The following is a 12,587-nucleotide window of genomic DNA, read 5'->3' as shown; positions in this document are numbered from 1 at the left end:
TGCCTTTCGCTGTGCACGACCCCATGGGGCGGGCACGAAATATGGGAAGAAGTCGGAATCAGCGAAAGGCAGGTGGTCCGCGCAAAGGCGGAGAGATCAGGAAAGCCACCGCATGCAGGCGGGGCACGGTGAGCACCGGAGCGAGGCGAGCCGGTGGATCGATGGGGGAGGGCTGCAACACCGTGAACAGGGGGCGCAGCCAACGGGCTACCGCGCCCAGCGCTTCTTCACCACGGGCAATCAGCATCGCGGCAGCCAGGGTGGCAATGACGTGGGCCGCGAACATGGCGATGTTGATTTCGCCGGCGTGGGCGTGGGATTGAATTTCGGTCGACCCGAGCGCACAACTCAGCGCCGCGGAATGTCCACTGTGCGTGGCATCCGGATGGCACACCATGGTGGTGGCCGTGCTGCTCAGCAGGCCAAAGGCATGGTGGAGTGCGAATTGCCCGCCACCCAAGACCGTCAGCAGGGCCGGAAGCCTGAGCCGCCGTTTGGCGAGGACCGTCACCGAGAGCATGGTCAGGGCGCCGAGCCCGAGCAGGACACCGGGGTGCGGCAGGTTGCCGCCGCCGCCCAGGTGCGCGCCGGCGGAAAGTAGCAGCACGACCAGGCTCACCACGGCGGCACGGAGCATGCGTGCGTGCCGTTCCGGCATGGCAGCACCCCCTGCTTTTCTATCGCGTGTAAAAGTCGCTCCCCACTGTATGTTGTGGTCGGCAATTTGGCTTAATCGGACGCTCATGCGCCATCCGCCCAAGTCTTGGCTAACAACACATCGTCAACAACTCGGCCAAGACCCGGCTGAGGGTGCGCGGGAGTCCTCCCACCCGGGCGGCCGTTTCCGATCGCGGCGGACTGCGGGGCTAGGCTAGAGCCGTGGAATTTACGAATCGATATTTGGCATTGGGCGACTCCTTCACCGAGGGCATGGGTGACGTGGAACCGCAACGTCCGAACCAGGTGCGCGGTTGGGCCGATCGGGTCGCCGAGGTGTTGTGTGCGGATCCGAGCTGGGGTTACGCCAATCTGGCCATCCGCGGCAAAAAAATTAACCAGGTGATCATCGAGCAACTACCGGCGGCGCTGGCCCTGAAGCCGACACTGATCACGCTGTATGTGGGTGGAAACGACATTTTGCGCCCAGCTGTGGACATCGACGCATTGATGCTCAGGTATCGGCAGATGATCATCAAGCTGGCCGACAGCGGGGCCACCCTGGTGCTTTTTACCGGTTTCGACTCCGGGGACTCGGCCATCTTCGGTACCACCCGCGGACGTACCGCCATCTACAACGAAGCGGTGCGTGAGATCGCCGAGGACACCGGCGCGCTGATCGCCGACTACTGGCGCTGGCGTGAATTTTCTGACCTCCGCTATTGGGCCACCGATCGACTGCACATGAACACCGCCGGGCATACCCTCATGGCCGCAAAAGTGCTTGAGCTCCTCGGCAACCAGTCGCGAATTCCGCTGCCGGTACTCACCGACGCTGCCGCGCTCACGCGCCTAAATAAGCTGCGTGAGGATGCCGCCTGGGCCAAGGAACACCTGGTGCCCTGGGTGAAGCGTCGACTGACCGGAACCTCATCGGGTGATGCCCTGAGTCCCAAATACCCGCACTTCACCTCGCTCCAGGTGCCGTCCGGGGTCTGAGGCCCGGTAGGTGGCCGCCGCGCTGGCGCAACCGAGGCGCACGTACTGGTCAGAGGAGCAACAAGATGATTTGCTGGGGACCATGAATGAGCTAGAAAGTGCGCACGAGGATGAACCACATGGCCAGGGAGTGGCCGAACGGCTGAACTGGCTGCGGGCCGGAGTCCTCGGTGCCAACGATGGCATCGTCTCGGTCGCGGCGGTGGTGGTTGGTGTTGCCAGTGCCACCCCGGCAATCGGCCCGGTGCTCACCGCGGGCGCGGCGGCAGCCATTGGCGGTGCCATCTCGATGGCTCTGGGGGAGTACGTCTCGGTCTCCAGTGCCTCGGATTCACAAAAGGCCCTCATCGAAAAGGAACGTCGTGAGTTAGCGGAAATGCCGGCCGAAGAGCTGGCCGAACTCACCGGACTCTACGAGGCCAAGGGACTCAGCCCGGCCACCGCGAGTCTCGTAGCCCAGGAGCTGACGGCGCACGATGCGCTGAAGGCTCATCTGGATGCCGAGCTTCAATTGGATGAGGACGAGGTGCTGAACCCGTGGCATGCCGCCCTGGCCTCGGCGCTGGCCTTTACCGTGGGTGCGATATTACCTTTTGCCACGGCGGTCTTCCTGCCCGTGGACCTACGGATCCCGATCACCATTGTTGCCGTGCTATTGGCCTTGGGTATTACCGGTGGGCTCGGTGCCAAGCTGGGCGGGGCGCCGATACTGCGCCCGACGCTGCGGGTGCTGATCGGTGGGGCGGCCGCACTGGCCGTCACCTTTGCTCTTGGCACCTGGCTGGGTACCTCCGGGCTGATTTAGCTCGTTTTTCTCGGGATTAAAAAAAGATGAGAGCCGGTAGACCATATTGGTCTTCCGGCTCCCATCTGGCGGAGCTAACTCGCTCCGTGGAGGGGGAAATTAGCCAACAATCTTCAGCGCGGTGCCCCAGTTGAAGTCGGGCAGTGCCGGGTTGACCTGCATGGCCATGACCAACAGCTGGAAGCCCTCGAGCTCACGGGCGTGGTGCAGGCCGCCCACCTCGATCGGACGCATGCCAGCGGCGGTGATGAAGGAAGCGACAGTGTTGCGGGCTGATTCCTCACCGGCAACAAAAACGTCGAGCGGAGTTCCCTCGGCGGAGCCTGTGGTCAGCGGTCCGGCGAAGGTGGTGTTGAAGGCCTTCACCACGGTGGCGGAGGTGAGTGCGGAGATGTCCTCGGCGGCGGAGCTGCCCGCGGCAGTGGTCAGCGAATCGAAGGTGGAGAAGTCCACGGGGTTGGAGATGTCGATGACGATCTTGGAATCCAGTGCCGCACCCTGGGCCGTGACGTATTCCTTGGCCGCGTCGAAGGGTAGGGCCAGAATGACGATCTGGCCGGCCGGAGCCTCGGTGGTATTGCCGCTGGTGATACCCGAGCCGAGTTCTGCGGCGAAGGTTGCAGCGGTCTCGGTGGAGCGGGCTAGGACCTGAAGATTCTTGCCCGCAGCGATGGTGCGGGTGGCGAGTGCGCGGCCCATGCTGCCGGTACCGATGATGGTGACGTCGATGTTCATGATGTGCTTCTTTCCGAAGAGTTGAGCGAGGAAGTTCTTCATCAGATCCTCAATCCGTTTAGTTGAAGGTTCAATAAAAACGATAGAACCAAAAGGTTGATGTGTCAAGTAGTTTCTGTTGATCACGAGGCATCCATTTCTGGCGCGCGGGCGGGAATGATGGCCTGCAGCAAGAATTGCGCCGGTGACGTCAGCAAAGGTTGGCAGTATTGCCGAGGGATATAGAAAATTGAAGCTAGGTTCGAGCAGGGCCGGGCGAAGTGGGCTTTGGAACCATCTTGCTCGTACTGGCCGGATCCGGCATCCTGCACGACGGTGCGTGGCTCGGGTCAGGGGAGTACCCGGTGGGGGAGAATGACCCGGATCTGCGGACCGCTTGGCTTTCCCTCACCGAGCTGCCGGCCACCCTCGGTGACGGGCCCGGTGCTTCGATCCTCATGGCCCTTGAACCCGTCGAGCTAAACCACGAGTCCTCGCTGTGCGCCGTGCGCCTGCGCTACAGCAACGCGTGGGGACTTCCGTATTCCATCGACGTCGGACCGCGCGTCGAGGCCAAGCCCAACTGCTAACTCGAGAACGATGACAACGGGCAGAGCTCAAGGACAATTCGCCACGTCGCAGGGCGAGAAAGTGTCGGCCGGGAGCCGAAAGTTCTCCGCTTCATCCGCAAACCTCGATGCTGGCTTGGGACGAAGTAATCCATGTTGTTTAGCTCACGCTTCGCCGGTAGGATAAGAGCCGTGCCTCTCACGAGGCACAGCCACTGACATGCGGCGGGAGAGTCCCGTTCAGCGAAAGTTGGTCGGGCGCCGTAGGAGCAATTCCTCCCCGGGAAACTCTCAGGCCCCCGTACCGCCGCGAAGAGGCAACTCTGGAAAGAAGTAACATCGCCTCGCGGCGGTGCTGCTCACCGAAGGTGCAAGCGTGTGCCGGATCCCCACTAGGATGCGGAACATCGCGGAAACTCTCAGGTCACAGCAACAGGGTCGGGGAGGAACTTGCAGCTCGTTCGGTGTGCACGCACGCCGATGACCCAATGGAGTTCCCCATGACCGTGACCCCGTCCGCTGAGTTCGTCGCCCGCCATATTGGCCCCCAGGGCAGCGACATTGACACCATGCTTTCGCAGCTTGGTTATTCCTCCATCGACGAACTCGTCGACACGGCCGTACCGGCCGATATTCGTCAGTCCGAGCCATTGGATCTGCCCACCCCCCGCACCGAAGCCGAAGTTCTGGCCGACCTGCGCGTGCTGGCCAACAAAAACGTGATGAAGACCCAGATGATTGGTCAGGGCTTCTCCGACACCTACACCCCGCCGGTCATCCTGCGCAACGTGCTCGAGGATCCAGCCTGGTACACCGCGTACACCCCGTACCAGCCGGAAATCTCCCAGGGCCGCCTCGAGGCCCTCATCAACTTCCAGACCATGGTCATGGACCTGACCGCGATGCCGATCGCCAATGCCTCGATGCTGGATGAAGCCTCGGCCGTCGCCGAGTCCGTTCTGCTGATGCGCCGCGCCAACAAGGCCAAGGGCTCCGCCAAGACCGTGCTGGATGCCAACCTCTTCCCGCAGTCCATCGCCGTGGTGCTCGGCCGCGCCGAGGCCCTGGGCTTCGAGGTCGAAATCGCCGATCTGTCCGCCGGTTTGCCCGAGGGTGACATCTCCGGCATCGTGCTGCAGCAGCCGGGCAACAACGGCGCCGTGGTTGACCACACCGCCATCATCGCAGCAGCCAAGGAACGCGGTGCGATGGTCACCGTTGCCGCCGACATCCTGTCCCTGACCATGATCACCGCCCCGGGCGAGCAGGGTGCCGACATCGCCGTGGGTAACACCCAGCGCTTCGGTGTTCCGCTGTTCTTCGGTGGCCCGCACGCCGCCTACCTGGCCGTGCGCACCGGTCTGGAACGTCAGCTGCCCGGCCGCCTGGTGGGTGTGTCCAAGGATGACGCCGGATACCCGGCCTACCGCCTGGCACTGCAGACCCGCGAGCAGCACATCCGCCGCGAAAAGGCCACGTCCAACATCTGCACCGCCCAGGCGTTGCTGGCCATCACGGCCTCGATGTACGCCGTGTACCACGGCCCGGCCGGCCTGAAGCGTATCGCTCAGCGTGCCCACAACCACGCCCGCACCATCGCCACCCTGCTCTCCGGTGCCGGCCTGGAACTGGCCTCGGATTCCTTCTTCGACACCGTTCAGGTGAAGGTGAGTGACGCCGAAGCCATCATCACCAAGGCCGAGGAAGCCGGCATCAACCTGCGCCGCGTGGATGAAACCACCGTGGGTATCTCCACCGATGAGGCCACCACCTCCGCTCACGTTGCTGCCATCGCTGCGGCCTTCGGCATCACCGGCGAGTCCTTCACCGCAGAGGGCTTTGAACTGCCCACCGCCGTGCAGCGCACCAGCGATTACCTCAGCCACCCGATCTTCAACACCATCAAGTCCGAGACCCAGATGCTGCGCTACCTGCGCAAGCTCTCGGACCGCGACCTGTCGCTGGACCGCACCATGATCCCGCTAGGCTCATGCACCATGAAGCTGAACTCCACCGCCGAAATGGAATCCATTTCTTGGCCGGAATTCGCCTCGATCCACCCGTACGCCCCGGCGCACCAGACCGAGGGCTGGCGCGAACTGATCACCGACCTCGAGGGTCGCCTGACCACCATCACCGGCTACGCCGGGGTCTCCATCCAGCCCAACGCCGGATCCCAGGGCGAATACGCTGGCCTGCTGGCCATTCGTGGTTACCACCTCTCCAACGGCGATACTGCCCGCACCGTCTGCCTGATCCCGGCCTCCGCCCACGGCACCAACGCCGCCTCGGCAGTACTGGCCGGCATGAAGGTAGTTGTGGTCAAGACCGCCGCCGATGGAACCATCGACGCAGCGGACCTGGATGCCAAGATCGAGGCAAACAAGGACGTCCTTGCCGCCATCATGATCACCTACCCCTCCACCCACGGTGTGTACGACGCCGATGTGCGCGAGGTCTGCGACAAGGTCCACGCGGCCGGTGGCCAGGTCTACATTGACGGCGCCAACATGAACGCCCTGGTGGGCCTCGCCCAGCCAGGTCAGTTCGGCGGCGACGTTTCGCACCTGAACCTGCACAAGACCTTCTGCATCCCGCACGGTGGCGGCGGACCGGGCGTGGGCCCGATCGGCGTTGCCGAGCACCTGATCCCGTTCCTGCCGGGCGACGCCTCGGGCAGCTACTCGATCCGCGACGGCATCCCCGTGGTCGCCACCATGTTCGGCTCCGCCGGCGTGCTGCCGATCTCCTGGGCCTACATCGCGATGATGGGCGGCGAAGGACTGACCGACGCCACCAAGACCGCGATCCTCTCGGCGAACTACATCGCCTCGAAGCTCAACGAGTACTTCCCGATCCTGTTCACCGGCAACAAGGGTCTGGTCGCACACGAGTGCATCCTGGATCTGCGCGAGCTGACCAACAAGACCGGCGTCACCGCCGAGGACGTGGCCAAGCGCCTGATCGACTTCGGCTTCCACGCCCCGACCCTCTCCTTCCCGGTTGCCGGCACCTTGATGGTGGAGCCGACCGAGTCCGAGGACCTGGGCGAGATCGAACGCTTCATCGAAGCCATGATCGCCATCTACGCCGAAATGCAGCAGGTGCTCGCCGGAGAATTCACCATCGAAGAATCCCCGCTGCGTAATGCCCCGCACACCGTGGCAGCAGTGGTCAACAGCGCCTGGGATCGCAAGTACACCGTCGAGCAGGCAGCCTTCCCGGTTCACGCCCTGCGCGTGGATAAGTACTTCCCGGCCGTCGGACGCATCGATGGCGCCGGTGGCGACCGTAACCTGATCTGCTCCTGCCCGTCGCCCGAAGCTTTCGAAGACTAAAACCGCCACTCATTATTTAGCCCCACGAAAGGTAGCTTGATGAGCGACCCGAAAAAAACCTCACTGCATGCCAAGCATGCGGAACTCAACGCGTCCTTCACCGACTTCGGTGGCTGGGACATGCCGCTGAAGTACGGTTCGGAATTGGCTGAGCACAATGCAGTGCGCGCCACCGCCGGCCTCTTTGACCTCTCCCACATGGGCGAAGTCTGGGTCGAAGGACCTGCAGCAGCAACCTTCCTGAATACCGCGCTGGCCGGGAACATGGCAGTGATGAAGGTCGGTAAGGCCAAGTACTCGGTGATCTGCAACGAAGCCGGCGGCATCATCGATGACCTGATCACCTACCGCCGCGGGGAAGAAAAGTTCCTCGTGGTACCCAACGCGGGCAACGCCCCGGTGGTTGCCGCGGCATTGGCCGAACGCGCGGCAGGCTTCGACGTCACCGTCACCGATGCCTCCGCCGAAACCTCGTTGATCGCCGTGCAGGGCCCGAACGCCGTGGCCATCTTGCACGAACTGGTTGACGAGGCCGGCAAGGCCGTGGTGACCGAGATGAACTACTACGCCGCGGATGAACTCACCGTTGCCGGTATCAACGTGCTGTTGGCACGCACCGGTTACACCGGCGAGGACGGCTTCGAGCTGTATGTGCCGAACGAGCAGGCCGCCGAACTCTGGGACGCAGTCATGAACGCGGGCACCGCCCACGGACTGATCCCCGCCGGTTTGGCCTGCCGCGACTCGCTGCGCCTTGAGGCCGGCATGCCGCTGTACGGCAACGAATTGTCCCTTGAAGGTAACCCCTTCGAGGCCAACCTTGGCCCCATCGTCTCCTTCAAGAAGGAAGAGAACTTTGTGGGCCGCGCGGCATTGGAAGCCATCAAGGCCGAAGGTCCCAAGCGTGTGTTGGTGGGCCTGAAGGGTCTGGGCCGGCGCGCGGGTCGCGGCGGTTACGCGGTGTCCGTAGATGGGGCGCAGATTGGCGCCATCACCTCCGGCCAGCCGTCGCCGACCCTTGGATTCCCCGTGGCCATGGCCTACGTGGAACCCGCCTTTGCCGAGGTTGGTACGAAGGTCGATGTTGACCTTCGTGGCAAGCCCGAGGCCTTTGAAGTCGTTTCACTGCCGTTCTACACCCGAGCCAAGTAACGTTGTCGGTGGCGGGGACGCTAATCGTCTTCCGCCACCGGTTACCGGCTAACTTCTTTACCCACATTCTTTGAGAGGAAATACCCCCATGAGCAAGGTTCTTGCCTCCCTTCGTTACTCGGCCGAGCACGAATGGGTCGATGCCTCGACCCCGACCAAGGTCGGCATCACCGCCGTTGCGGCAGATGCACTGGGCGACGTTGTGTACGTTGACCTTCCCGAGGTTGGCGACACCGTCACCGCCGGCGAAACCTGTGGTGAGGTCGAATCGACCAAGTCGGTCTCCGATTTGTTCGCTCCGGTCACCGGCACCATCGTTGAGGTCAACCAGGAAGCCATCGACAACCCGGCTATCCTGAACGAAGACCCGTACGGTGCCGGCTGGCTCTTCACCGTTGAGGTCACCGAAGAAGGCCCGCTGCTCTCGGCAGCCGACTACGCTTCGGCAAACGGCGGCGACGTAGCGTGACCGCAGTGTTCGAATCCCTTGCTCCTGCGTCGCTGACGCAGGACATTGGGACGTTGGATCCGGAGATTGCGGAGCGGATCGACGCCGAGCTGGCTCGCCAGCAGCGTGGCCTGGAAATGATCGCCTCGGAGAACCACACGGCCTTAGCCGTGATGCAGGCGCAGGGTTCGGTGCTGACCAACAAGTACGCCGAGGGATACCCGGGACGCCGCTACTACGGTGGCTGCGAAGAGGTCGACGTGGTGGAAACTCTGGCCCTCGAGCGGGTCAAGGCCCTCTTCGGTGCCGAATACGCGAACGTGCAGCCGCACTCCGGCGCCCAGGCGAACGCCTCGGTGATGCACGCGCTGATCCGTCCGGGTGACACCATCATGGGCCTGAACCTGGCGCACGGTGGTCACCTGACCCACGGCATGAAGATCAACTTCTCCGGCCGCCTCTACAACATCGTCCCGTACGGCGTGGAAGAGGACACCCTGGTGGTGGACATGGACAAGGTTGAAGCCCTGGCCATTGAGCACTCCCCGAAGATGATTGTTGCCGGCTGGTCCGCCTACCCGCGGCAGTTGGACTTCGAACGCTTCCGTGCGATTGCCGACAAGGTCGGTGCGTACCTGTTTGTGGACATGGCGCACTTCGCCGGGTTGGTTGCCGCCGGGTTGCACCCCTCACCGGTGCCGCACGCTCACGTGGTGTCCTCCACGACGCATAAGACGCTGGCCGGTCCGCGTGGCGGGATCATCCTGACCAACGATGCGGATATCGCCAAGAAGATTAATTCTGCGGTGTTCCCCGGTCAGCAGGGTGGCCCGTTGGAGCATGTGATTGCCGGTAAGGCCGTGGCGTTTAAGATCGCCGCGTCCGAGGAGTTCAAGGATCGTCAGGTCCGTACGCTGGCCGGTGCTCACATTCTGGCCGAGCGTTTGGGTGCTCCGGATGTTGCTGCGGTAGGCATTTCGGTGCTCACCGGTGGCACCGATGTGCACCTGGTCCTGGTGGATTTGCGTCATTCGGAGCTGGATGGGCAGCAGGGTGAAGATCTGTTGGCGAAGGTGGAGATCACGGTGAACCGTAATGCGGTTCCCTTTGATCCGCGTCCGCCGATGGTCACCTCGGGGTTGCGTATTGGCACCCCGGCACTGGCGACGCGTGGTTTCTCCGAGGCAGCGTTTGTGGAGGTCGCGGACATCATTGCCGAGACCCTCATCGCTGGCACGCAGGAGAACAACGAGGCTACCCTCGCGGCCCTGAAGGACCGTGTGCATGCCCTGGCGAACGCCCACCCGCTGTACCCGGAACTGGCCAAACTGGCCTAACTCGGTACCGCACATCATGTGACCGCGAGCCCGGGAATCCGCATGGAGCCCGGGCTTGCGGTTTATGCGCAGCACCTTAGTCTTTCCCCGCACCACCAGCTATCGACACCAACCAGTAACACTCCTGAAGGAAGCATGTTCCATGGCTATCAGCGTTTTTGACCTTTTCACCGTAGGTATCGGGCCATCGTCGTCGCACACCGTGGGACCGATGCGGGCCGCCTACGCCTTTGCTTCAAAACTTGTCCGCGAAGAGCACCTCGCGCATACCGTATCGCTACGCGTTGATGTCTACGGATCCCTCGCGGCGACGGGCCGAGGCCATGGAACCTTCACCGCCATCATGCTGGGCTTGGAAGGCTATGAACCCGAAGCCATCCTGCCCTCCGAGGTGGATGAGCGCCTGGACGCCATGGCCGCCACGGGCAAACTTCAGCTCTGCAAGGCACTGGGCGCGGTGAAGGAACTCGACTACAAGGTTGAGGACATGATCCAGCACCCGCTGACCGTGCTGGCACGGCACACCAACGGCATGAAGATGGCGGCATTGGATGCCGACGGCAACGTTTTGGCCGAAGATACCTACTTCTCGGTGGGCGGTGGCTTCATCGTGCGCGAGGGCGCCGAAGAAAAGCTTGCTGCCAACCTCGAGGACGCACTCAACGCGCAGCCCTACCCCTTCACCACCGCGGCCAAGCTGCTGGAACACTGCGCCACCTCGGGCCTGTCCATCGCCGGGGTGATGGCCGCCAACGAAGAGGTCTACCGCTCCAAGGAAGAGATCCGCGCCGGGCTGTTGCACATTTGGCAGGTCATGGAGGATTGCAAGGATGCCTCCCTGGAACGTGAGGGTGTGCTGCCCGGTGGGTTGAAGGTCCGTCGCCGCGCTCCGGAATGGCACCGACGCCTGGCCAAGGAAGACAAGGACCGCGATCCGGTGTTCTGGCAGGAATGGGTGAACCTGGTGGCCCTTGCCGTCAACGAGGAAAATGCCTCCGGCGGTCGTGTGGTCACGGCCCCGACCAATGGGGCAGCGGGCATCATCCCCGCGGTGATGTTCTACGCGACCCACTACGCACCCGGGGCCAAGTACTGGAACCAGGAGGAACGCGATGACGTGATCGTGCGCTTCCTGCTCACCGCAGCCGCCATCGGTGTGCTCTACAAGGAGCAGGCCTCCATCTCCGGCGCCGAGGTCGGCTGCCAGGGTGAGGTCGGTTCGGCCTCCTCGATGGCCGCCGGCGGACTCGCCGAGATTTTGGGCGGCACCGTGGACCAGGTGGAGAACGCCGCGGAAATCGCCATGGAACACAACCTTGGCCTGACCTGCGATCCGATTGGCGGGCTGGTGCAGATTCCCTGCATCGAACGCAACGCCATTGCCGCCTCCAAGGCCATCAACGCCGCCAAGATGGCGCTGATGGGCGACGGACAGCACCACGTCACGCTCGACGAGGTCATCATCACCATGCGCGAAACCGGCAAGGACATGAGCTCGAAGTACAAGGAAACCGCCCTGGGCGGTCTGGCCGTGAACGTCATCGAGTGCTAGTTCTCTAGCCGCACGATTACCGGGCGGGTGTCCCATCGCGGGACACCCGCCTGATACTCTTCACAACATGCTTCTGATTAGACCTTTCACCCTCCAGGACAGCGACGCTGCGCTCGCTGCGCGCACCGAGCTGGATGCCGATGACTTTGACTTCCTCCTGGGATACTCGAGCCGGCGCGGTTTTGCTGAGTATCTGGAGCAGCTCGCCGCCCACGAACAAGGCCTGGGCTTGCCACCGGGATGGGTGAAGTCCGCACTCTGGGGCGCCTTTGTTGACGGTGAACTGGTGGGGCGCACCTGCATCAGATTTGAACTCAACGATCACCTGCGATCCGTTGGTGGTCATGTTGGTTATGCGGTGCGGCCACAACATCGCCGCCGAGGTTATGCGACCCAAATCCTGCGCCAGTCGCTGCACGTCTTGGCTCAGCGGGGCATCGAGAGCGCGCTGGTGACCTGCCGGGTGGACAATATTGCCTCCGCCGGCACCATCGAAGCCAATGGGGGAGTGTTGGAAAACGTCGTTGAGGCCAGCGACGGGATGACCAATCGCTACTGGGTTCCCACCCACTAGGAGCGCACTCGCGCTGAGAGCTCGGACACAGCCGTTGGCTTAGTGCCGAGCACTGTGCCTAGGATGGGGGCGTACCCCTTAATGATCCGGGTATCTGCCTGCCCCTCGGGGGACGCAGTTCACCCGAGGATCCCCAGAAGTTAGCCGAAGCGCCCGAAGGAGGTGAGAGCACGCATGGACGACGTTCCAAGTCGATCTATCGCACCGCGTGTGTCTCACCGCCGTGCCAGCGTCATCCTCTCCGAGGTTCGGTTCTAACTCCTTTCGCCCAGCCATGGGTGTTGCGTCCATGTGGCGCCGCTACGTTTGAGGTGGCAGAGGTGGGCCGTGGATCATCCGGGAAATGATGTCTGGTTTTGGTGCGTGGGTGCCTCGCGGTTGCGGTGAAGATATACCCCCACACCACCCATGACTGGCATGCGCCGCGTCTTAACGCGTTTGA

11 protein-coding genes and 1 riboswitch are annotated in these 12,587 nt (G+C 63.0%); of the genes, 9 read left to right on the top strand and 2 right to left on the bottom strand.

Features of this window, described 5'->3' with window-relative positions; genetic code table 11:
* Positions 1-58 precede the first annotated feature (58 nt).
* On the bottom strand, positions 59-658 hold the full coding sequence (locus KUF55_RS14045) for a hypothetical protein (RefSeq protein WP_218816977.1): 600 nt from the start codon (positions 656-658) through the stop codon (positions 59-61).
* 221 nt (positions 659-879) lie between these two features.
* Here KUF55_RS14045 and KUF55_RS14040 point away from each other — a divergent pair, with 221 nt between their 5' ends.
* Together KUF55_RS14040 and KUF55_RS14035 are read left to right on the top strand one after the other, a co-directional pair.
* Positions 880-1,656: an SGNH/GDSL hydrolase family protein gene (locus tag KUF55_RS14040; RefSeq protein WP_218816976.1), complete on the top strand. Its 777-nt coding sequence runs from the start codon at positions 880-882 to the stop codon at positions 1,654-1,656.
* Positions 1,657-1,738: 82 nt separating this feature from the next.
* A complete protein-coding gene (locus tag KUF55_RS14035; RefSeq protein WP_132359300.1) occupies positions 1,739-2,461 on the top strand; it encodes a VIT family protein in 723 nt (240 codons plus the stop codon).
* A 99-nt stretch (positions 2,462-2,560) separates the two neighbouring features.
* Here the strand turns inward: KUF55_RS14035 and KUF55_RS14030 are convergent, their stop codons facing one another.
* A complete protein-coding gene (locus tag KUF55_RS14030) occupies positions 2,561-3,238 on the bottom strand; it encodes an NADPH-dependent F420 reductase (RefSeq protein ID WP_255557054.1) in 678 nt (225 codons plus the stop codon).
* A 218-nt stretch (positions 3,239-3,456) separates the two neighbouring features.
* On the opposite strand from KUF55_RS14030, the gene KUF55_RS14025 reads away from it, so the two are divergent.
* The 7 genes from KUF55_RS14025 to KUF55_RS13995 all read left to right on the top strand — a co-directional run bounded on the left by KUF55_RS14025 (position 3,457) and on the right by KUF55_RS13995 (position 12,145).
* The gene (locus tag KUF55_RS14025; protein WP_218816975.1) at positions 3,457-3,765 is read left to right on the top strand and encodes a hypothetical protein; all 309 of its coding nucleotides are present in this window, start codon (positions 3,457-3,459) and stop codon (positions 3,763-3,765) included.
* A gap of 195 nt (positions 3,766-3,960) precedes the next feature.
* Positions 3,961-4,061: riboswitch (glycine riboswitch) on the top strand.
* A gap of 183 nt (positions 4,062-4,244) precedes the next feature.
* On the top strand, positions 4,245-7,082 hold the full coding sequence (gene gcvP, locus KUF55_RS14020; RefSeq protein ID WP_218816974.1) for an aminomethyl-transferring glycine dehydrogenase: 2,838 nt from the start codon (positions 4,245-4,247) through the stop codon (positions 7,080-7,082).
* A 39-nt stretch (positions 7,083-7,121) separates the two neighbouring features.
* Positions 7,122-8,234 (top strand): glycine cleavage system aminomethyltransferase GcvT, encoded by a 1,113-nt coding sequence (gcvT, locus tag KUF55_RS14015; protein ID WP_132359294.1) that lies wholly within the window; start codon positions 7,122-7,124, stop codon positions 8,232-8,234.
* Between the two features lie 88 nt (positions 8,235-8,322).
* Positions 8,323-8,703 carry a glycine cleavage system protein GcvH gene (gcvH, locus tag KUF55_RS14010; protein ID WP_132359292.1) on the top strand — a complete coding sequence of 127 codons (381 nt, stop codon included), beginning with the start codon at positions 8,323-8,325 and terminating at the stop codon, positions 8,701-8,703.
* On the top strand, positions 8,700-10,019 hold the full coding sequence (glyA, locus tag KUF55_RS14005; protein ID WP_132359290.1) for a serine hydroxymethyltransferase: 1,320 nt from the start codon (positions 8,700-8,702) through the stop codon (positions 10,017-10,019). The genes gcvH and glyA overlap by 4 nt, the downstream gene beginning before the upstream one ends.
* A gap of 142 nt (positions 10,020-10,161) precedes the next feature.
* The gene (locus tag KUF55_RS14000; protein WP_132359288.1) at positions 10,162-11,571 is read left to right on the top strand and encodes an L-serine ammonia-lyase; all 1,410 of its coding nucleotides are present in this window, start codon (positions 10,162-10,164) and stop codon (positions 11,569-11,571) included.
* A gap of 67 nt (positions 11,572-11,638) precedes the next feature.
* The gene (locus tag KUF55_RS13995; RefSeq protein ID WP_218816973.1) at positions 11,639-12,145 is read left to right on the top strand and encodes a GNAT family N-acetyltransferase; all 507 of its coding nucleotides are present in this window, start codon (positions 11,639-11,641) and stop codon (positions 12,143-12,145) included.
* The last annotated feature ends 442 nt before the right edge of the window (positions 12,146-12,587 follow it).

The sequence above is a fragment of the Paeniglutamicibacter sp. Y32M11 genome, assembly GCF_019285735.1.
Classification (GTDB): Bacteria; Actinomycetota; Actinomycetes; order Actinomycetales; family Micrococcaceae; genus Paeniglutamicibacter.
Note: the sequence above shows the minus strand (reverse complement) of the source record. Positions and strands in the feature narration are given on the sequence as shown.